Raw genomic sequence first — 21,505 nt, 5'->3', positions numbered from 1 at the left:
CCTCATTATGGGAGGAACGTACATGTCAGATTATCTCGTTATCGTTGAATCGCCAGCAAAAGCAAAAACGATTGAACGATATTTAGGAAAAAAATATACAGTTAAAGCTTCCATGGGGCATGTCCGTGATTTGCCCAAAAGTCAAACGGGAGTAAATGTTGAAGATAATTATGAACCAAAGTATATCACCATCCGCGGAAAAGGAGATATACTCAAAGACTTAAGAAAATCAGCTAAAAAAGCGAAAAAAATCTATCTTGCAGCCGACCCGGACAGGGAAGGAGAAGCAATAGCATGGCATTTAGCCTATGCTTTAAACGTAGATGAAAATTCAAAATGCCGTGTTGTTTTTAATGAAATTACGAAAGACGCTATTAAAGATTCATTTAAACATCCCCGTGCAATAGATTTGAATTTGGTAGACGCACAGCAGGCCCGCCGTATCCTGGACCGTTTAGTAGGTTATAATATCAGTCCTTTATTATGGAAGAAAGTGAAAAAAGGATTGAGTGCAGGACGGGTGCAGTCTGTTGCTTTAAAAATGATTATTGACAGGGAAAAAGAAATTGAGAATTTTAAACCCGAAGAATATTGGTCTATTGACGGCCTGTTCGCCAAAGGCAACGACACATTTGAAGGCGCCTTTTACGGTGTAGATGGCAAGAAGAAAAAACTTCAAACAAAAGATGATGTGGAAGAGGTTAAAAAGAGACTGGATGGAAAAGAATTCACCATTGACAGTGTGAAAAAACGGGAAAGAAAACGAAATCCCGCACTTCCATTTACAACATCATCCCTCCAACAGGAAGCAGCAAGAAAACTGAACTTCCGGGCTAAGAAAACAATGATGATTGCCCAGCAATTATATGAAGGAATTGATTTGGGCCGTTCTTCCGGCGGAATAACAGGTCTGATCACATATATGCGTACAGATTCCACAAGAATCTCTGACAGCGCTAAAGAAGAAGCGAAAGGTTATATAGAAGAGAATTATGGCGAAAAGTACCTTGGAAAACAAGGTGCAGCTAAAAATAAAAATGGAGCACAAGATGCCCATGAAGCCATTCGTCCAACTTCCACGCTTCGTGATCCAAAAGTATTAAAGGAAAAATTGTCTAGAGATCAATTACGCCTCTATAAACTTATCTGGGAACGTTTTGTTGCAAGTCAAATGGCGCCTGCCGTAATGGACACAATGACCGTTCATCTGTTAAATAACGGCGTGGAATTCCGTGCAACCGGTTCAAAAATTAAGTTTAAAGGTTTTATGAAAGTTTATGTGGAAGGCAATGATGATAATAAAAAGACGGAAGATAAAATATTGCCGGACCTGGAAGAAGGCATGAAAGTTGAATCGAAAGAAGTCAAACCGAATCAGCATTTCACACAGCCTCCTCCGCGTTATACAGACGCAAGACTCGTGAAAACCATGGAGGAAATGGGTATCGGACGTCCATCCACCTATGCGCCGACACTGGACACGATTCAGCGCCGGGGATATGTAACAATGGACAACAAACGATTTGTACCGACAGAATTGGGCACAATTGTCTGTGAATTAGTGAAAGAATTTTTCCCGGAAATCGTGGATGCGGAATTTACCGCAAAAATGGAAACAGGCTTAGACTCCATAGAAGAAGGGAATACCGCCTGGATTCAGGTTATTGACGATTTTTACCAGGATTTCAGTAAACAGCTTGAAAAAGCAGAGGCTGAAATGGAAAAAGTAGAAATTCGTGATGAACCTGCAGGAATTACCTGTGAAGAATGCGGTCATGAAATGGTATATAAAATGGGCCGTTACGGGAAGTTTTTGGCTTGCTCCAATTTCCCTGAGTGCCGAAATACCAAGCCGATTCTGAAGAAAATAGGTGTCACTTGCCCGAAATGCCAAAAAGGCGATGTGGTAGAAAGAAAATCAAAGAAAAAGCGAACATTTTACGGATGTGATCGCTATCCAGAATGTGATTTTGTTTCATGGGATAAGCCGATTGCCAGACCTTGTCCAAAATGTGACGCTATGCTTGTGGAAAAGAAAACGAAAAAAGAAACACAGGTTCAATGCTCGAACTGTGATTATAAAGAAGTGGCACAGAAGTAACTGATCATCCGATTGGTTACTTCTGTTCTGCGTTATACAAGAAAAAACAAAACAGCGGACTGGATCCGAAATAAGCGAAACACTCTTTGAAACTACAGTATAAAGCATCTTAAAGTTGACTAAAATGGTAACGGTGATTATAATCTCTACATGGTAAGGCATTTTCCTTTACAGGAGATGCAAGTAAAATGGTATATTCGTTGCAAGAGAGTATATCATGTTGACCTTTTTTACTTCACTAAATTTTCATGGTTGTAAGTACCTTTCTGAATTTTATTACAATTTAGTTAAATTTATTGCATTATGATATAGAGTGTGCTATGCTTTATCCGTTATACGATGATGAGGTGAATTGTTTGTGAATTTAACAACATATATGGATAAATTTATAGCGTATTTACAAATTGAAAAAAATGCCTCACCGTATACTGTTCAATATTATCGGACGGATTTAGAAACATTCGGAGCTTTTATGCAACGAGAAGAAGTAAATGATTTGAAAGATGTCAGTTATCGGGAAGTCCGTGTATTTCTTACAGAATTATATCAGGATGGTTTAAGCAGAAGATCTGTTTCCAGAAAAATATCTTCATTAAGAAGTTTTTACCGGTTTTTGGAACGGGATAATCATGTTACTGCCAATCCATTTTCTCAGCTTTCACTCCCTAAATCAGAAAAACCTGTTCCGGGATTTTTGTATGAAGAGGAGCTGGAGAAGCTTTTTTGTGTGAGTGATGTGCAGACGGACTTAGGGCAGCGGGACCAAGCATTGCTGGAAGTTCTGTATGGAACGGGGATTCGTGTCAGTGAGTGTCAACAATTGCAGATCCAAGATATTGATTTTTCCATTGGAACTATTTTTGTAAAAGGAAAAGGACGAAAAGAGCGTTATGTTCCTTTTGGCAGTTTCGCTGAAGCAGCTTTACAAAAGTATCTGTTTCACGGACGGAAAAATTTACTGAATAAATCAAATAGCATAACGGAGAATGTATTTCTAAATGCAAGAGGAAAGCCGATAACCACCAGAGGCATTCGGACTGTATTAAATAAAATAGTAGAAAGAGCTTCTATAAATATTCAAGTACATCCCCATAAGCTCAGGCATACCTTTGCAACGCATATGTTAAATGAAGGGGCTGACTTACGGTCTGTACAGGAACTGTTAGGACATGAAAGTTTATCCTCTACACAAATATACACGCATGTTTCTAAGGAACATCTGAAAAAGGCTTATATGAAAAGCCATCCGCGCGCAAATGATAAAAATTAGGTGAGGTGGATTTATGGACCCGCATCAAATGCATGCCACTACGATATTTGCAGTGCAGCATGATGGAAAATGTGCTATGAGTGGTGATGGGCAAGTAACACTGGGCAATTCTGTCATTATGAAACACAGCGCAAAAAAAGTGAGAACTTTATACAATGGAAAGGTTTTGGCTGGTTTTGCCGGTTCCGTGGCAGATGCTTTCACGTTATTTGAGAAGTTTGAAGGAAAATTACAGGCGTTTCATGGTAATTTGACAAGAGCTTCTGTGGAATTAGCACAAGAATGGCGTTCTGATAAAGTTCTCAGAAGGCTGGAAGCAATGCTGATTGTGATGAATAAAGAAAGTATGTATCTTGTATCGGGTACAGGCGAAGTCATTGAACCGGATGATGGTATTTTGGCTATCGGTTCTGGAGGCAATTATGCGTTAAGTGCCGGCAGAGCACTGCTTCAAAAAGCACCCGGGTTGTCTGCTGCGGAAATTGCGCAAACTGCACTGGAAGTAGCGGGAGATATTTGTGTGTTTACAAATGATCAGATTACATTAGAAGTATTGGAATAGAGTTTTGCGTTTCCGCTTTTAATGAAATCTTGATAAAGGAGGACGCTCTTGATGACGGCAGACTTAACGCCAAAACAAATTGTGAATAAGTTAAATCGTTATATAATCGGACAACAGCAAGCGAAAAAATCGGTGGCTGTTGCTTTAAGGAACCGCTATAGACGAATGAAGCTGGACGAAGATTTCCAAGATGAGGTCGTTCCTAAAAACATTTTAATGATGGGTCCGACAGGGGTGGGGAAAACAGAAATTGCCAGACGTCTGGCGATACTGGTTGGTGCGCCATTTGTTAAAGTAGAGGCTACAAAGTTCACGGAAGTCGGTTACGTCGGCAGAGATGTTGAATCCATGGTGCGCGATTTAGTCGAAAAGGCTGTCCGAATGGTGAAAGAGGAGAAAATGGAAGATGTCATGGACTCAGCAGAACAAGAAGCTAATCAGAAACTTGTGAAATTACTCGTTCCGCAAACAAAATCGAAAAGTTCTATGAAAAACCCCTTCGAAATGCTATTCCAAGCTACGGATTCAAGTGAAGACCAAGAAGAAGATGTTTCTGATGAAGAGACAGAAATGAAATCGAAAAGGCAGCGAACTGCACAGCAACTGGCTTTAGGCGAGTTGGAAGATCATTATGTTTCTATTGAAATAGAAGAAGTTCCGCCTTCTATGTTTGACATGATGCAAGGTTCGGGAATGGAACAAATGGGGATGAATATGCAAGATGCTTTTGGCCAGTTCATGCCCAAGAAGACAAAGAAACGTAAATTAACAGTTTCAGAGGCAAGAAAAGTGTTAACCAGACAGGAAGCGCAAAAGCTTGTCGATATGGATGAGGTCGCCCAGGAAGCAATCAAACGTTCTGAGCGGACTGGGATCATTTTCATTGATGAAATTGATAAAGTAGCCGGCAAACAGGAGAATTCTGCGAATGTTTCCAGAGAAGGTGTGCAAAGAGATATCTTGCCGATTGTAGAAGGTTCCACTGTTACTACGAAACACGGAGCATTAAAAACCGATCATATCCTGTTTATTGCAGCAGGAGCTTTTCATATGTCGAAACCTTCTGACTTAATTCCTGAACTGCAGGGCAGGTTTCCGATTCGTGTAGAGTTGGAAAAACTGACAATCAATGAATTTAAACAAATTTTAATAGAACCTTCCAATGCTTTATTAAAACAATATAAGCAAATGCTGGAAACAGAAGGTATAAAACTAACATTTACGGACGAAGCTATAGAAAGACTCGCACAAACTGCTTATGATGTAAACCAGAACACAGACAATATCGGGGCGAGAAGGTTGCATACCATCTTGGAAAAATTATTAGAAGACCTATCCTATGAAGCTCCTGATATTTCCATGACGGAAGTTGAAATCACAGGGAAGTATGTTGATGATAAGCTTTCAACGATTGCTCAGAACAAAGATCTCAGCCAATTTATATTATAATTTAAAATTTTGAATGGAGGACTATCCAATGGATTTACTAACAAGAGCAAGAAAAATCAACGCTATGTTACAAACAGCAACAGGAAAATCAGTAAACTTTAATGAAATGTCAGCATCATTACGTGATGTGATTCGCGGTAACGTGTATATCGTCAGCCGTCGCGGGAAACTATTAGGTGTCGGCGTGAACCAAGAGGTAGAAAACGATCGTATGAAAACCATGCTTGAAGAAAAGCAGTTCCCTGAAGAATATACAGAAGGATTGCATGAAATCCGTGAAACAACTCCAAACTTGGATATCGATAATAAACACACAGTGTTCCCGGTGGAGAATAAGGAATTATTCAAAGACGGTTATACGACAATTGTCCCGATTATCGGCGGCGGTGAGCGTTTAGGAACATTAATTATCGGCCGTGTAAATGAAACATTTAACGACGATGATTTATTATTAGCTGAATACGGTGCAACGGTTGTAGGCATGGAAATTCTTCATGAAAAAACAGAAGAAATTGAAATGGAAGCCCGTAGTAAAGCTGTAGTACAAATGGCAATCAGTTCTCTTTCTTATAGTGAGCTGGAAGCAATTGACCATATTTTTGAAGAGCTGAATGGTAAAGAAGGTCTGCTGGTAGCAAGTAAAATTGCTGACCGCGTAGGAATTACCCGTTCTGTTATTGTGAACGCACTGCGTAAACTGGAAAGTGCAGGAGTAATCGAATCCCGTTCTCTAGGTATGAAAGGAACGTATATCAAAGTATTAAACGACAAGTTCCTCGTGGAATTAGAAAAAATTCGTACACGGTAAACTTCATAAGTAAAAAAGCTGCGAAAAGGATTTTTTCCTTCGCAGCTTTTTTATTAGTGACTCGACTTTCGCACCTAAGAATAAGCATATAACTCTTGCTGTACCAGGATGAACATGAATTCTATTTTCATGCTTACTTTTCGTTAAAGCGTTCTTCTATTTTTGGAACAGGGTATGGTGTGTAGCTTCCGCTGTGGCCAAGCCCTCCGCTTTCCATGGGTCCTGAGCTCAGCCTCCTCGATAAAGGAGACTTAGCGACTGGCAAGCTGTCAGGCGTAGACAGAGCTGAAGCCGCTCTTTCATCGACTAAGAACGGTCACGTCCTGTGACCAACGTCGATACTAGGACGTCGTGTCCGTCGTGCCCCGCGGGTAAAAAAGAAGTTCGCTTTTTTTCTGCGGGGTCTTCCCACTGGGACTGCGGTTACTCGCCCCATCAAAAACCGTTGTACGTCGGAAAGCAAAACGGCCCGCCGCAGCGGTTATCTTACGCTTCCCTTTCTCCTCTCTCGGAAGAAACGATCATTCCCTGTTCCTCTGGAATGGAAATTACTTTTTAAAGTGCGAAAGTTGAGTTGGTTCAGAAAATGAACGCAAAAAACAGAAATTTCTACAAGGACATTATTCTTATGTTAATTTTTTCATGAGCATATTGAATTTGTTACATAGAAAAGGTAAAATGAAAGCAAGTCTAAATGCCTGTTTTTGAAAATAAAAAGATAAAAAATGGGTTATTTACCTTGTTTTTAAGGAAAGTGCGCATAATTAGATTGGCTTCTTTTAGTAGTTTTTGGCAATGCTAATAAAAATCAAATAGGTGGGAAATTTGACCTGGTTATAATGAATGGTTTTTTAATTTGTCAATTTTAATGTAGAAATTGCATAGACTTTGTCTAATACTTAATTTAAAATTAGTTCGTGTCCGAAACAAAATTTATGGGGGTTCTTAAGTGGATTCTAGAAATTAACAGATGAAAAAGTGGTGTAGCGATTAAATGAACCTGTTTAGTGGAACAATTGGTCAATTAGAAAATTCTATACAGTATGCTTCTGCGAAAAACAATGCGATTTCCAATAACATTTCAAATGCAGATACCCCAAATTATAAAGCAGATCAAGTCACATTTAAATCTGCTTTAGATAATGAGATGGCCGGCATTCAGACAAAAGCAACCAATGAACGTCATTTGAATGTTGGCGGGGAAGAGAATAAACCGTATCGTATTTCAAAAGACACATCAACTACATATAATCATAATGGTAACAATGTCGATATGGATAAAGAAATGTCCGAACTGGCTAAAAACCAAATCTATTATAATAGTTTAATTGATCGCATGAACGGCAAATTCAGCAGTTTACAATCTGTTATCCGGGGAGGTAATTAAACATGTCTATCTTTCAATCAATGAATTCCAGCGCAAGCGGTTTGACATCGCAAAGATTACGCATGAATCTGGTATCTTCCAATCTGGCGAATGCACAGACAACCCGGGCAACACAAAATGCAGATGGAGAATTCGAACCATACCGCCGGAAAATGGCGACATTCGGAACAGACCAGCCATCATTTAAGCAGATGTTGAAATATGCAGAAGGGAACAATGCTTCCGGAGGCGGTGTGCAAACGACAAGTATTGCAGAGGACCAGAAGCCGTTTGAACAGGTGTATAACCCGGAACACCCTGATGCGAATGAGGAAGGCTATGTAGAAATGCCTAACGTGGATCCATTAAAAGAGATGGTGGATTTAATGGGCGCTTCCCGTTCATACGAAGCAAATGTAACAGCTTTTAATGCAAGTAAAGGAATGCTGACGAAAACATTGGAACTAGGTCAATAAAAAGTAAAGGTGGTTGTATGGAATGAACACGATTGGAACAAATCTCCCTCCAGTAAACCGTATGGAAGAAGGTCAATCTTCGCAGTTAACTCCCAGTCAAGCACAGAGTAATTTTTCTTCGATGTTAAAAAACGCTGTAGAGGATTTAAATCACGTGCAATTGGAATCGGATAAGAAAACAGAAGGATTAGCTAATGGCAGCGTAGAAAACCTCCACGATGTAATGATTTCTGCTCAGAAAGCAAGTGTTGCCCTGGAAACAGGAGTGCAAATGCAAAGTAAAGCAATTGATGCATACAATGAAATTATGCGTATGCAAGTGTAAAAATCTTAAAAAATTTCCCGCATTTTTTAATGGAGTAAATCATTGCAATCTTATGACAATGCTAATAGCTTTGTTTTAACTGGAAACTTTTTGAATAAAATGAGATAAGAAGAACTAGATAATTGGGGCAAATCGAATAGTTTAAGAGTTTTGAATTTAGTGAGGGTAGTGCATATGAAAGCGAAATTACAAAAATGGAGAGATTCCACTTTCACTTTTTGGAAGTCCAGGTCGAAAGGGCAAAAAGGTGGTCTGATTGGCGGAGCAATTTTAATCGTGATGATTATCGCTTCTGTGATTTTCTTTAGTTCCACCACAAATTATGTTCCTTTATATAACGATTTATCCATGCAAGAGGCTGGCCAAATTACAAGTGAACTAGATGCGAAAGCTGTTCCGTACGAGGTGGAGAACGGCGGAACCTCCATTCTGGTGCCGGAAGGACAGGATGACTCGCTGCTATTGGAATTTGCTTCCATGGGTCTTCCGAACAGCGGGAGTATTGATTATTCTTTTTTTAGTGAAAATGCCTCTTGGGGTGTTACAGAGAACGAGTTCAGTGTGATGAAATTAGATGCAATGCAGACAGAACTTGGCAATTTAATCTCTGGGATTGAGGGCGTCCAGGATGCAAATGTGATGATAAATATGCCCGAACAACCTGTTTTCGCTGATGAATCAACAGGCGAGACAAGTGTTGCCATTATGTTACATACACAACCGGGTTATCAATTTGAAGGCAACCAAGTAGAGGGACTATATCACCTCGTTTCAAAGGCAATCCCTAATTTGGATTCCGAAGACATCATGATCATGAACCAGTACTTTGAATATTATGATCAGGAAACGCAATTAGCCGGAGGGCAGAATTCCTATTCGGATCAGCAATCGATCAAAAAAGATGTTGAGAAGGACATTCAACGCAGACTGCAGCAAATGCTCGGGACAATGGTGGGAAATGAAAATATTGTTGTTTCAGTTACGGCGGATATTGACTTTTCCCAAGAGAATCGAACCGAAGAATTAGTAGAGCCAGTTGATTTGGAAGCGATGGAAGGTCTGCCGGTCAGCTTGGAGACAATTCAAGAGTCTTATAGCGGTCAAGGAAATCCGGAAGGCGTTGCTGGAGCCGGTGATGAAGATGTTGCCAACTTTCCTGCTGAGAACGAGGAAGGGGAAGACGGTGATTATGAATTAGACCGTGAAACGATTAATTATGAGTTTAACCGTATCCGCAGTGAAATAGTGGAAAGTCCTTATCAGGTCAGAGACCTTGGCGTACAGGTAGCTGTAAACAGTGCAAGACAAGGCGAAGACGGGGAAATGGAGTTTTTGAATCAGCAGGAACAGACAGATGTGCAGGATGGTATTGATTCTATATTGAATTCCGTGATCGAAACTTCGGTGGATGGAGATTTGCAGGAGGAAGATGATGTGGCTAACACATCCATTGTTTTTCAGGAATTCAGTACTTCCGGGGAAGAGCAAGAAGAACCATCTGGATCAGGAATTCCAATATGGCTCTATATTGTCGGGGGAATATTACTTATTGCCATTATAGTATTGCTGTTTATGCTTAGAAGAAATCGGACAGAGCAAATGTGGGCAGAAGAAGAAATTCAGGAAGAACAAGTTGATGCAGCAAACCAGGAAAAAGAACCGGTTATTCCGGACCTTCCTGAAGAAGACTCAGAAGAAGTTATCAGAAGGAAGCAACTAGAGAAAATTGCGAATGAAAAACCGGAAGAATTTGCAAAACTATTACGCAGCTGGATGAATGAAGATTAGGAGGTACGATTGATGGCAAGAAAAAATACATTAACAGGAAGACAGAAAGCAGCCATTCTTTTAATCTCATTAGGTCCGGATGTATCCGCACAAGTGTATAAATATCTATCAGAAGAAGAAATAGAAAAGCTCAGTTTGGATATCTCATCTGTTAAAAAGGTGGATTCCAATTTAAAAGAAGATATATTAGACCAGTTTCATCAGATTGCTGTTGCACAGGACTATATCTCTCAAGGGGGAATAGGATATGCAAAAACAGTTTTAGAAAAAGCGTTCGGAAAACAGGAAGCATCCAGCATTATCAATCGGCTGACTTCCTCTTTGCAGGTAAGGCCGTTTGACTTTGCAAGAAAGGCAGACCCCCAGCAGGTATTGAATTATATTCAGGGAGAGCATCCGCAGACCATTGCGCTCATTCTTTCTTACTTGGATGCGGAACAGAGCGGTCAAATTCTTTCCGCACTGCCGAAAAATGTCCAGGCCGATGTAGCTAGCCGGATTGCTACCATGGATTCAACGTCTCCAGAAATTATCAGTCAGATAGAGCAGGTGCTGGAGAAAAATATATCTTCGTCTATGACAGAAGATTATACGCAAACGGGCGGTATTCAAACGGTAGTAGAAGTATTGAATGGGGTGGACCGTTCCACAGAAAGAACCATTTTAGAAACACTGGAATCGCAGGATCCGGAATTGGCAGAAGAGATTAAGAAAAGAATGTTTGTGTTTGAAGACATCGTTACGTTGGATAATCGTGCGATACAGCGTGTTATCCGGGAAGTGGATAATGATGACTTACGTTTGGCGCTTAAAGTAGCGAGTGATGAAGTGAAGAATATTGTTTTTCAAAATATGTCAGAACGCATGGTGGTTACTTTCAAAGAAGAGATGGAGTATATGGGGCCGGTACGTCTCAAAGATGTGGAAGAATCCCAAACAAGCATCGTTAATGTGATACGCGGATTGGAAGAAAAAGGAGAAATTGTCATAGCACGGGGCGGAGGAGACGATATCATTGTCTGATAACAAAAAACAAATCGGAATCAAGCCAATTGAATCTATTGCTCCTCCGGCTGCTGCTCCGCCAGAAGATCAAAAAGAAGTACACCGGCAATTATCTGAGATGATTTCGTTTCAAAAAGAAGAATTGGCTTCCATTGAACAAGCGCAGGAAAAAAAGAAAGAAGAAGTGGACAGGCAGATAGAAGAAGCACGGAACAATTGGGAAACAGAAAAGCAAGAATTGATGGAAAAAGCACAGCAACAAGGGTTTCAACAGGGATATGAGGACGGGAAGCAAGAAGCTCACCAGCAATTTAAAGACAAACTGCAGGAAGCGAATCATATCATTGATATAGCCAAAGCAGATTACCATCAGACATTGGAAAAGCAAGCGGAAACTATTGTAGAAATAGCCATGGCAGCAGCTAATAAGGTGTTACATAATGAATTGAAAGAACAGCCGGCTTACATCAAAGCATTAATAGAAGAAGGGCTTGATGAGGTTAGAACGCAACCGATAGTCGTTATTGCCGTGCATCCAGCGTATTATGAAGAAGTTCATTCGCATCAAGAAGAATTGCAGCGGTTGGTCGGAGAGGAAACCAAACTTTCCATTCATGCGGATACGGATATGCAGCCGACAGATTGCATTATTCAATATCCGTATGGGCAGATAGAAACAAGTGTAAACACGCAGTTGAAGAGTATTCGTGAATCCTTAATGGAATATGTCATGGAGGATGTGCAATGAATAAAGAAGCATTGATTTCCGTTATTGAAAAGACGGTTCCGTATAAACGATATGGAAAAGTGATGCGTGTTGTCGGTTTAATGATTGAGTCAGAAGGTCCTGCTGCGAACATTGGCGAGGTTTGCTATATTCATACGAGCGCAGGCAGCAGTGAACCGATTTTAGCAGAAGTGGTAGGATTTCAAAATGAAAAAATCATTTTGATGCCTTATCGGGAAGTAAATGAAGTCGGATCAGGCTGTTTAGTGGAAGCAACGGGGCATCCATTAAAAGTAAAAGTCGGCCGGAGTTTAATCGGCCATGTGCTGGATCCTTTGGGAAAACCGCTTTTAGATCGGGTATCGCTGCCGAAAGGACTGACAGGGTACCATACCGAAAGAAAACCGCCTAATCCCCTATCGCGTCCGACTATCAGGGAGCCGATACAGGTTGGTGTCCGTGCTATTGATGGATTATTATCCATGGGGGTAGGCCAGCGTGTCGGTTTGTTTGCAGGAAGCGGTGTTGGCAAAAGCACCCTTCTTGGAATGATTGCCAGAAACAGCAGTGCTGATATAAATGTTATTGCGCTGATTGGTGAACGGGGCAGAGAAGTCCGGGAATTTATTGAACATGATCTAGGAGAAGAGGGCTTACAAAAATCGATTATTGTTGCAGCAACGTCTGATCAGCCTGCCCTGATGCGGATTCGCGGTGCTTATACTGCTACTGCTATCAGTGAATATTTCAGAGAGCAAGGTTTACACGTGAATTTAATGATGGATTCTGTTACGCGGGTTGCTATGGCGCAAAGAGAAATTGGTTTAGCCATCGGAGAACCGCCGACGACCAAAGGATATACCCCGAGTGTATTCTCTATATTACCGAAACTCTTAGAACGTGCGGGTACGGATGAGAATGGTTCCATAACAGGTTTTTATACCGTGCTTGTGGACGGGGACGATATGAATGAACCAATAGCTGATGCCGTACGGGGGATATTAGACGGTCATATTGTGCTGGACCGGAAAATCGCCGAGCGCGGACAGTATCCTGCGATTAATGTTCTGAAGTCTATCAGCAGGGTGATGAGCGTTATTGCCACGGAGGAACATAAGCAAATCGCTGCAAAGTTAAGATCGCTTCTTGCGACCTATGAAGAAAATAACGAACTAATCTCTATCGGTGCATATAAAAAAGGAACAAATTCCGAAATTGACTTAGCTATAGCGGCATATCCAACTATTGTTTCTTTTTTAAAACAAGGGGTCTATGAGCGCGTGAGCCTTGCAGAAACGATACAGATGATGAAAAACCTGGTTGATTAAAGGAGTAGTGTTAAATGGCTAAGATATCCAGTCTCACAAAAATTCGGGATATGCATGATAATGAGAGACAAGTTGCTCAAAAGGCTTATACAGAGTCGCAAGAAACGTTCGAAAAAATCGCAAAAGAGCTATACAATCTGCTGAAGAAAAAAGAAACGGCAGAAAGTTCCTTTGACCATGCTGTTCAGGCATCGACATCTATTGAAAAAATAAAAGAACAGTCTGCTTATATTGAAAAGCTGACGAATCAAATTCAAACTGTGCAAGTTCTGGTACAAAGAGCAAGAAATGATATGCAATCCAAGCAGACGAAATTGTCCGAGGCCTATATTGAATATAAGAAATATGAAAAGATCATTGATTTGAAAAAAGAAGAAACACAAGCAAAGATCAGAAAACAAGAAGCTGACTTTATGGATGAAATGTCTATGCAGCAATTTCTGAGACAAAATCAAAGGTGAAAATGATGAAAAATAAAAAACAAAGTGAAATGGAAACGAAAGTTCAAAGGTCCTCCGGCGGCATTTTTATGAAGTTGTTTTTAATAGCGATGCCTCTTTTCATCCTGGCTGTCATTATTGTTTTTGTATTACATATCGCCGGATTTAATACATTGGATTGGATAAAGGAACGGGGACAATCGATTCCGGTTGTCGGGGAAATGTTCACAGATGAATCCAACGGAACTGGGGATGAAGTTAGCTCTGCCAATGATCTGGATGTACTGCGGAACCAAGTAGAGAACAGGGACGAAATGATTGATAATAAAGATGAACAAATCCAGGAGCTTGAAGACAGGAATGCCGATTTAGAAGGACAGATCACGGATTTAGAAGAAGCGGTGGAAGAGACGGAAGAAGATGCTGCGGAGGAAACAGAAGAAAATAGTGAAGAACAGCAGAGTGGAGAGCAGCAACAGGCAGGAACCGATGCTCCGCCAGAAAAAAGTTCAATGACCAGAACCATAGAAAGTATGAAAAGTAAAGACGCCGCTGCTATTTTGGAGAATATGGAGAATGATGCAGCAATTACTATTTTAGAAGAATTGTCTACAGGCGATCGCGGCGATATTTTACAGGAAATGAATGTGGAGGCAGCAACCACTTATTCGCAAATGTTAATGGACTGATGCCTTATCGAGGATGTTAATAATAACCTCAAAAGCAGCAGTAATCACCTGGGAAACATATCCCTATGGATCTTGAAGGGAGGTGAAAGAATGCAAACGGAAAGGTTAAATCTGGCAGGGGTTCTTTCTTCGGATCAGGTAGTTGGACAATCAGCAGCAAAGCAGCGTTCCAATTTTAGTGCGTTATTATTCGGACAAACAGCATCGACATCAACTGAAAAAGCTATAGATGCATTCGCTCTGCAAAAGGAGAGGCAGCACCCGTCAGATAAGTCTGCAAATGGAAAACTGGAAGAATGGCTGCCAGAAGAAGTACTTACTATATTGGAAGATAATGAAGCCTTGCAGGAAGAAATAGTAGAGTTAATCATGCAAAATCCGCTAGCTCTGCAAGAGAAAGAGGATTCAAAGGGAGACGATGTACAGCAGACATTTCGTATAGAGAATCTGCTTAACCAACATGTTTCCGCGCTGCATCAGGCAGAAATAACGGACGAATCGAAGGCAGATGAACAAACAGCGAAAGCTATTTATAACGAAATCGTTGATCTGTTGCAAGGTATAGAAAAACAAGCAGATATCGCTGATACAGCGGCATTACTTACAAAATCTGTACAGAATTGGGAACATTTTTTTCAAGAACATCCGGAATTAGATAAATCAAAAGTACTGCAAGATATCCACCAGCATATGCAAAAAGCGGACGCTTCTGAAGTAAATCAAGTTACCTACCAGATGGCTTTTGATTTACTGGCTGCTGATTTGCCGGAAACGGAAATAAATAAGGATACGATACATTTCCAAACACAGGATGCGGACAAAGTATTGCAAGATGTCATGCAAACAGTGAAAAACGCGGATTTCCGCGCGGATGGTGAAATGAAGAGCCAGCTAGCTAATATATTAAGCGACTTCGGAATAGCAGATGACAAACAGCTGTACGCTATTTTAAACAGTACGGGCCAAATAGATGCTCCATCAGCTGGAAATGGACAGCAAGAAAAAGTAGAGCGATTCATTGAAGTTATTATTCAGCAGCTGCAACGGGCAGAGCCGAATGTGGAAGAACAAGTAATAAAGCAGCTCAGGCAACAATTGCAGGAATGGAATGTGTCAGCTGGAAATTCAGTTCCACCAGCAGAAACAGCGAATGCTCAATTGGACGCAGAAGGAATACAGCGTATCGAAGCAAGAATAGCAGGATGGCTGCAATCGGTTTTTAAAGAAGTAGCGCCAGGAGTCATGAAACAACGGCATGCTGTTCTTGTAACAGATTCAGCACCGCAAGAAACAAGTCATCGTCAAACGGATAATATAGAAGCGGACACGGTGCAGCGGATAGCCCCTACTAAATTGGCAGCATGGCTGCAGACAGCCGTTCAAGATGCCTCGCCGGCAGTATGGAAACAAGATAATCTGCCTCTTTCCAAAATGGAGCAATTTATTGTCCATATGGGACAAAATGACAGCTCTTCAAGCTTATCAGGAAAAGCATTGCTGGAGAAAATTGAAGCGATTGTTCAAAGCCAGCGTCTTCAGAACTTTGCTCGAGGTCAAAATCCGATAACTATTCAGCTAAGACCAGAGAATTTAGGTGATATCGCCATTCGCTTTGCCCAGTCAAATGGTGAATTAACGGTGCAGATGCTTGTATCCTCCAAGGCTGTGAAGGAAGTATTGGAATCAAATTTGCATCAGCTTAGAAATATATTTTCGCCGCATCAGGTGTCGGTTGAAAAGCAGGATTACCTGGCCGCTTCTCAAACAGAAGCGCAGAAAACCTCCAAAGAAAATCAGCAGGAGCAGCAGCGCGAGGAGAATCAGGAAACTTCCTCTGACGTTAATGAAGAGAATCTGTCCTCTGAAGCGGAATCTTTTGAGTCATTTATGGAGAAATTACTGTCTCAAAATATAGAAGAACACATGTAAACATAGGAAGTACAGAAATCACGAAAAGCGGGAAAGGTGGTGGAAATAATGCCTTCTATCGATTCATCTTTATATATAAGTAATCAACAAAACGAAAGAAAACCTTCTGCGGAATTAGGAAAAGACGAATTTTTGGAACTATTGGTAACACAAATGCAAAATCAGGACCCGATGAATTCCATGGACGAATCGGAATTTATTGCGCAAATGGCAACTTTCTCTTCGCTGGAGCAAATGATGAACATGTCCCAATCCATGGATCTTCTGGTAAATAACCAGCTTGTATCACCGGCAATCCAGTATAGTCATATGATTGGCGAGACTGTCAATTACAGAACTTTCGATGAGGATACGGGAGAAGAAACAGGTATGGAATCAGATGAAATTATGTCTGTATCTGAACAGGAAGGATGGGCCGTCTTTCATTTAGAAAGCGGCAAGAAAATATATGCTGATTCCGTAGTGGAAGTTGGAACAGCAGAAGAAGCTGCTGGTGAATCAGAAAATGATTCGACAGACCCTGTCGGGGAGGAGGAAGGAGAAGAATAATGGTCCGCCCTATTCAACCAATCATACCACCGATATCGCAAGAACAGCATATACCCAAAACACAACCAGCCAAAAGCAATACGTCCTTTGGAAATATTCTTCAACAGCAGCAGGAATTGACTGTCAGTAAACATGCTGCAGAACGGATGCAAGAACGGAATATCCAGCTGAGCAAGCAGGAGTGGCAGGATGTACAGGATAAAGTAAAAGAAGCAAAGCAAAAAGGCGTGAAAGATGCACTGGTTGTTGTTGATGGAAGCGCGATGGTGGTCAGTGTAAAAAATAATACAATAGTTACTGCTCTGGACCAATCGGAGGCAGATAAAAAAATATTTACAAATATTGATGGAACAATTTTGATGTAATTTGAAACAGGCTGGACCCTTAATGGGAAGCCTAAAACCGCAGATTGACAGAAGCGGCTACATTTAAAAAAAGGGGAAAATAATCATGTTACGTTCAATGTACGCAGGTATCTCAGGAATGAAAAATTCACAAACAAAATTGGATGTTATCGGGAATAATATTGCAAATGTCAATACATCTGGCTATAAAAAAGCAAATATTAATTTTCAGGATATGATGAGTCAGACAACATCCACAGCACAAGGAGCTGGCGGAAATCGAGGCGGCACTAACGCGCAGCAAGTAGGACTTGGTTCGCAACAGGGCGCTATCAGTAATGTCCATACATCAGGAACGCCGCAAACTACCAATAATCCATTGGATTTTATGATTGATGGAGATGGAATGTTTGTTTTAAGCGGCGGCACAGTTAATGGTGAAGGAGAAGGTGCAGAAGTGGTACCTGATGAAAATGACAGGTACTACACGCGGGCCGGCAACTTTGGTTTTGATGATAATGGCTACGTCGTCAACGCGGAAGGTTTATATTTGTTAAACAGTGAGGGAGACGCTATTCAAGTCCCTCCAGGTTCACAAGATTTTAGTGTTTCCACAAATGGAGAAGTCAGCTACATCGATGCCCAAGGGAATGAGCAGAATGATAATGGAAATATAGGTATCGCGCGTTTTTCCAACCCGGGCGGTTTGGAGAAAGCAGGCGGGAATTTGTACCGTGAAACGGATAATTCAGGAATAATGGATGAAGAACCTGCTGGTGAATTTTATACGCCGGAAGAAGAAGGAACAGGAACTTTGAGAACAGGGGCTTTAGAAATGTCCAACGTAGACTTGTCTGAAGAATTCACAGAAATGATTACAGCACAGCGTTCCTTCCAGGCAAATACAAGAATTATTACAACATCGGATGAAATTTTACAAGAGCTTGTTAATCTAAAACGATAAGCAGGGGAGGGTAAGGGACAAGCTTGAACCAGTATAATCAGGTTTGTCCCGGTAACTTATGATTAAATTAACCCGATTAAATAATGAACCTTTTGTTCTGAACGCCATTATGATTGAACAAATACAGGCACATGCGGATACGAGCATTTCTCTTATTAATGGAAAAAAAGTATTTGTTAAAGAAAGTGAAGAAGAAATTATTCAAAAGGTAACAGATTTTTATCATCAGATCGGCTTTCCTGCACTTCCGCTAAAGGCAGGTGAAACAAAGAATGAGTAAAATGTTAAAAATAGCCGTAACATCTATTATTACTTTGCTCGTCGGCATGGTAGCTGTATTAATCATTGTTATCTATATGAATGAACCTGAAGAAACATCCGGAGAACAATCTATCGATGATATGGTCAGCCAATCTTATGAAACGCCGGAAGTAACAACGGATATCAAAGATGGCAGGTACGCACAGGTTCAGTTTCAAGTGATTACAGATGATAATAATGCAGTGGAAGAATTGGAGAAACGTAATTTTCAGATTACCAATTTATTAATTAAAGAATTGGCCATTATGGAAGAAGAGGATTTTCAAACAGGGCTGGATGATATGGAAGATATCGTGAAGACGGAATTAAATGAAATGATGACAGAAGGAACGGTTACCGAAGTATATACCGTTAAGAAGATACTTCAATAGATGATAACTCCTGTCAGGAGGTGACCAGATTTTATGGATGAGGTATTATCACAAAATGAAATTGATGCCTTGCTATCCGCGATAACATCAGGGGAGATGGATGCGGAAGAATTGAAGAAAGAAGAAGACGAAAAAAGAATTCGCGTATATGATTTTAAGAGAGCATTACGTTTTTCAAAAGATCAGATACGCAGCATTTCACGGCTTCATGAGAATTATGCGAGGCTGCTGACAACCTTTTTTGCCACACAGCTCAGGACATATGTGAATATTACGGTTACTTCTGTTGACCAAGTACCCTATGAGGAATTTATACGATCCGTACCGAAGCCGACAGTGTTAAACATTTACAGCTTGGAGCCATTAGATGGCAATTTAATCATGGAAGTCAATCCTAATGTAGCTTTTGCATTATTAGAGCGGCTGCTTGGCGGGAAAGGTTCTGCTGATTCGAAATCTAGCAGCTTGACGGAAATTGAAAAGATATTACTTACTCAATTGTTTGAGAAGGCAGAAGGGAATTTAAAAGAAGCTTGGTCTTCTGTCACGGACATTGAACCTGTCTTAGAGGAATTTGAAGAGAATCCACAATTCCTGCAGATTGTTGCACCGACAGAAACCGTCGTCGTTGTATCTTTATCAGCAGTGATTGGTGAGGTTTCCGGGATGATTAACATCTGCATTCCTCATGTCATTTTAGAGCCAATCATACCCAAGCTCTCTGCTTCTTATTGGATGCAGACGAATAATAATAAAGATGAAAAAAGCCTGCAAAGAATGTCGCAGTATCTTAAAAACACAGATGTTGATGTAAAAACTATTTTGGGTGAGGCAGATATCAATATTGATGAATTTCTGAGATTCTCTGCTGGCGATGTGATTGCACTGAATCAGGCAATTGATACACCGTTGAAAATGGCTGTGAACGATGAATTTAAGTTCCTTGTCCAACCAGGTAAGTACCGACATAAGATGTCTGTTCAAGTATTAGAGGAACTGAATGGGGTGATGGAAAATGATGAATGACGGCAAACTGTCGCAAGAAGAAATAGATGCCCTGCTTAGAGTCCCGGAAGAGGATGGGGAGGACAGCGAGCAGGAGCAGACAGAAGAAAAAATGTTTTTAACGGACGTAGAAAAAGATGCTTTAGGAGAAATTGGTAATATTTCTTTCGGAAGCTCTGCCACCACATTATCTACCCTTCTCAATCAAAAGGTAGATATTACAACACCGGCTGTCACGACCGTTGATAAAGAAGAATTAGAGAGCGAAGTAACGTTTAAACCTGTCAGTGTTCAAGTGAATTACATAAAAGGTTTTACAGGCAACAATGTATTTTTTATTAAATCAGAAGATGCTGCGGTCATTGCGGATATTATGCTTGGCGGCGATGGAACCAATCCGGACGGAGAACTCAATGAAATGCACCTTAGTGCCGTTCAGGAAGCGATGAATCAAATGATGGGAGCAGCTGCTACGAGCATGTCCACCGTATTTAATAAAAAAATAGATATTTCTCCTCCTGAAATTATTCATGGACTGGATCAGCAGAAAAAAGATCTATTATTTGGAGAAAAAGTGTATGTCAAAGTATTTTTCAAATTAATGGTAGGAGATTTAATCGATTCGAATATGGTACAGCTGGTCCCGCTGGATTTTGCGAAAGAATTGGTACAGCAATTAATGAATCCAGAGTATTCTGCAGAAGAGGAATCTTCTCCTCCAAAGGAATCGGAACCAGTATCTGGACAGGCGCCGGAACAAACATCAGAACAAGTTTCGAAAAGCCAGGTTGCAGCCAGTTCGAGCGCCAGTTCGAGCGCCAGTTCGAGCGCCAGTTCAATGGCTGATTCAGAACCAGCTGCAGACAATAACCGGATAGAGCAGCCTGTCAGCGGGGAAGCAGCGCATGCCGGGGCAACTGGTCAAGGAAACAATGCTATTTTAGGAAGACCAAGTATGCAAAAGTCCGATATTCAGGAAGCTGCATTTTCAAATTTCGAGCAGGCTCCGATAAATTATCAAGGCCAGCGTAATCTGGATATGTTAATGGATATTCCTTTAAGAGTAACAGTGGAATTAGGCAGAACCAAGCAATCTATTCAGGAGATCCTGGAAATGGGTGCAGGATCGATTATTGAATTAGACAAATTGGCAGGAGAACCTGTAGATATTCTTGTAAATGAAAAGTTGGTAGCTGAAGGAGAAGTCGTTGTTATCGATGAGAATTTTGGTGTTCGTGTGACAGACATTGTCAGTCAGACCGATCGAATTCAACATTTAAAGAAATAGATTTATCAAACTGAAGGAGCGAGACAAATGAGTAAAAAGATATTGATTGTTGATGATGCAGCTTTCATGAGAATGATGATTAAAGATATTTTAACAAAAAATGATTTTGAAGTAGTTGGGGAAGCCCAAGACGGTAATGAAGCAGTAGAAAAATATAAAGAACAACAGCCTGACTTGGTCACAATGGATATAACCATGCCGGAAAAAGACGGCTTACAAGCCTTGAAAGAAATTCTTCAGATCAATCCGGATGCAAAAGTAATTATGTGTTCCGCCATGGGGCAGCAAGCAATGGTTATTGATGCCATTCAGGTGGGAGCAAAAGATTTTATTGTTAAACCATTCCAAGCAGATCGTGTTATTGAAGCAATTCAAAAAGCACTCGGCTAAGAAAACTTCA

23 protein-coding genes are annotated in these 21,505 nt (G+C 40.7%); all 23 read left to right on the top strand.

The genetic code is table 11. The features are described 5' to 3' along the window. Nucleotides 1-22 precede the first annotated feature (22 nt). The 23 genes from topA to ACFQ19_RS16260 all read left to right on the top strand — a co-directional run bounded on the left by topA (nt 23) and on the right by ACFQ19_RS16260 (nt 21,495). Nucleotides 23-2,101 carry a type I DNA topoisomerase gene (gene topA, locus ACFQ19_RS16370; RefSeq protein ID WP_379593714.1) on the top strand — a complete coding sequence of 693 codons (2,079 nt, stop codon included), beginning with the start codon at nt 23-25 and terminating at the stop codon, nt 2,099-2,101. Between the two features lie 376 nt (nt 2,102-2,477). Beyond that, the gene (xerC, locus tag ACFQ19_RS16365) at nt 2,478-3,371 is read left to right on the top strand and encodes a tyrosine recombinase XerC (RefSeq protein WP_379593741.1); all 894 of its coding nucleotides are present in this window, start codon (nt 2,478-2,480) and stop codon (nt 3,369-3,371) included. A 13-nt stretch (nt 3,372-3,384) separates the two neighbouring features. Next, a complete protein-coding gene (gene hslV, locus ACFQ19_RS16360) occupies nt 3,385-3,933 on the top strand; it encodes an ATP-dependent protease subunit HslV (RefSeq protein WP_379593713.1) in 549 nt (182 codons plus the stop codon). Nucleotides 3,934-3,984: 51 nt separating this feature from the next. After that, nucleotides 3,985-5,382 (top strand): ATP-dependent protease ATPase subunit HslU, encoded by a 1,398-nt coding sequence (hslU, locus tag ACFQ19_RS16355; RefSeq protein ID WP_379593711.1) that lies wholly within the window; start codon nt 3,985-3,987, stop codon nt 5,380-5,382. A gap of 28 nt (nt 5,383-5,410) precedes the next feature. Further along, nucleotides 5,411-6,190 carry a GTP-sensing pleiotropic transcriptional regulator CodY gene (gene codY, locus ACFQ19_RS16350; protein ID WP_379593710.1) on the top strand — a complete coding sequence of 260 codons (780 nt, stop codon included), beginning with the start codon at nt 5,411-5,413 and terminating at the stop codon, nt 6,188-6,190. A gap of 994 nt (nt 6,191-7,184) precedes the next feature. Further along, complete coding sequence (flgB, locus tag ACFQ19_RS16345) at nt 7,185-7,577, top strand: flagellar basal body rod protein FlgB (RefSeq protein WP_379593709.1); 393 nt, start codon at nt 7,185-7,187, stop codon at nt 7,575-7,577. Between the two features lie 2 nt (nt 7,578-7,579). Next, nucleotides 7,580-8,032, top strand: coding sequence for a flagellar basal body rod protein FlgC (gene flgC, locus ACFQ19_RS16340; protein WP_379593708.1), 453 nt, complete (start codon nt 7,580-7,582; stop codon nt 8,030-8,032). Nucleotides 8,033-8,054: 22 nt separating this feature from the next. Continuing rightward, the gene (gene fliE / locus ACFQ19_RS16335; RefSeq protein WP_379593707.1) at nt 8,055-8,357 is read left to right on the top strand and encodes a flagellar hook-basal body complex protein FliE; all 303 of its coding nucleotides are present in this window, start codon (nt 8,055-8,057) and stop codon (nt 8,355-8,357) included. A 174-nt stretch (nt 8,358-8,531) separates the two neighbouring features. Beyond that, nucleotides 8,532-10,145: a flagellar basal-body MS-ring/collar protein FliF gene (fliF, locus tag ACFQ19_RS16330; protein ID WP_379593706.1), complete on the top strand. Its 1,614-nt coding sequence runs from the start codon at nt 8,532-8,534 to the stop codon at nt 10,143-10,145. A 12-nt stretch (nt 10,146-10,157) separates the two neighbouring features. Next, complete coding sequence (gene fliG, locus ACFQ19_RS16325; protein ID WP_379593705.1) at nt 10,158-11,168, top strand: flagellar motor switch protein FliG; 1,011 nt, start codon at nt 10,158-10,160, stop codon at nt 11,166-11,168. Beyond that, nucleotides 11,161-11,898, top strand: coding sequence for a flagellar assembly protein FliH (gene fliH, locus ACFQ19_RS16320; protein WP_379593704.1), 738 nt, complete (start codon nt 11,161-11,163; stop codon nt 11,896-11,898). Before fliG ends, fliH begins: the two co-directional genes overlap by 8 nt. Beyond that, nucleotides 11,895-13,205, top strand: coding sequence for a flagellar protein export ATPase FliI (gene fliI / locus ACFQ19_RS16315; RefSeq protein WP_379593703.1), 1,311 nt, complete (start codon nt 11,895-11,897; stop codon nt 13,203-13,205). The genes fliH and fliI overlap by 4 nt, the downstream gene beginning before the upstream one ends. 14 nt (nt 13,206-13,219) lie before the next feature. Further along, nucleotides 13,220-13,666, top strand: a complete 447-nt coding sequence (fliJ, locus tag ACFQ19_RS16310) for a flagellar export protein FliJ (RefSeq protein ID WP_379593702.1) — start codon at nt 13,220-13,222, stop codon at nt 13,664-13,666. Nucleotides 13,667-13,671: 5 nt separating this feature from the next. Then, the gene (locus tag ACFQ19_RS16305; protein WP_379593700.1) at nt 13,672-14,334 is read left to right on the top strand and encodes a magnesium transporter MgtE N-terminal domain-containing protein; all 663 of its coding nucleotides are present in this window, start codon (nt 13,672-13,674) and stop codon (nt 14,332-14,334) included. A gap of 90 nt (nt 14,335-14,424) precedes the next feature. Then, nucleotides 14,425-16,263 (top strand): flagellar hook-length control protein FliK, encoded by a 1,839-nt coding sequence (locus ACFQ19_RS16300; protein ID WP_379593699.1) that lies wholly within the window; start codon nt 14,425-14,427, stop codon nt 16,261-16,263. 48 nt (nt 16,264-16,311) lie between these two features. Continuing rightward, nucleotides 16,312-16,812 carry a flagellar hook assembly protein FlgD gene (flgD, locus tag ACFQ19_RS16295; protein WP_379593698.1) on the top strand — a complete coding sequence of 167 codons (501 nt, stop codon included), beginning with the start codon at nt 16,312-16,314 and terminating at the stop codon, nt 16,810-16,812. After that, a complete protein-coding gene (locus tag ACFQ19_RS16290) occupies nt 16,812-17,177 on the top strand; it encodes a TIGR02530 family flagellar biosynthesis protein (RefSeq protein ID WP_379593697.1) in 366 nt (121 codons plus the stop codon). The genes flgD and ACFQ19_RS16290 overlap by 1 nt, the downstream gene beginning before the upstream one ends. 85 nt (nt 17,178-17,262) lie before the next feature. Further along, entirely contained in the window at nt 17,263-18,120 is an 858-nt protein-coding gene (flgG, locus tag ACFQ19_RS16285; protein WP_379593696.1) for a flagellar basal body rod protein FlgG, read from the top strand. A 58-nt stretch (nt 18,121-18,178) separates the two neighbouring features. Next, nucleotides 18,179-18,400 (top strand): flagellar FlbD family protein, encoded by a 222-nt coding sequence (locus ACFQ19_RS16280; RefSeq protein WP_379593695.1) that lies wholly within the window; start codon nt 18,179-18,181, stop codon nt 18,398-18,400. Further along, nucleotides 18,393-18,812, top strand: coding sequence for a flagellar basal body-associated FliL family protein (locus ACFQ19_RS16275; protein WP_379593694.1), 420 nt, complete (start codon nt 18,393-18,395; stop codon nt 18,810-18,812). The genes ACFQ19_RS16280 and ACFQ19_RS16275 overlap by 8 nt, the downstream gene beginning before the upstream one ends. A gap of 33 nt (nt 18,813-18,845) precedes the next feature. After that, nucleotides 18,846-19,838 carry a flagellar motor switch protein FliM gene (gene fliM, locus ACFQ19_RS16270; protein ID WP_379593693.1) on the top strand — a complete coding sequence of 331 codons (993 nt, stop codon included), beginning with the start codon at nt 18,846-18,848 and terminating at the stop codon, nt 19,836-19,838. Further along, complete coding sequence (gene fliY, locus ACFQ19_RS16265; protein WP_379593692.1) at nt 19,828-21,105, top strand: flagellar motor switch phosphatase FliY; 1,278 nt, start codon at nt 19,828-19,830, stop codon at nt 21,103-21,105. The genes fliM and fliY overlap by 11 nt, the downstream gene beginning before the upstream one ends. A gap of 27 nt (nt 21,106-21,132) precedes the next feature. Further along, complete coding sequence (locus tag ACFQ19_RS16260) at nt 21,133-21,495, top strand: response regulator (RefSeq protein WP_379593691.1); 363 nt, start codon at nt 21,133-21,135, stop codon at nt 21,493-21,495. The last annotated feature ends 10 nt before the right edge of the window (nt 21,496-21,505 follow it).

It is taken from the genome of Oceanobacillus locisalsi, from assembly GCF_042675985.1.
Lineage (GTDB): Bacteria > Bacillota > Bacilli > Bacillales > Amphibacillaceae > Oceanobacillus > Oceanobacillus locisalsi.
Note: the sequence above shows the minus strand (reverse complement) of the source record. Positions and strands in the feature narration are given on the sequence as shown.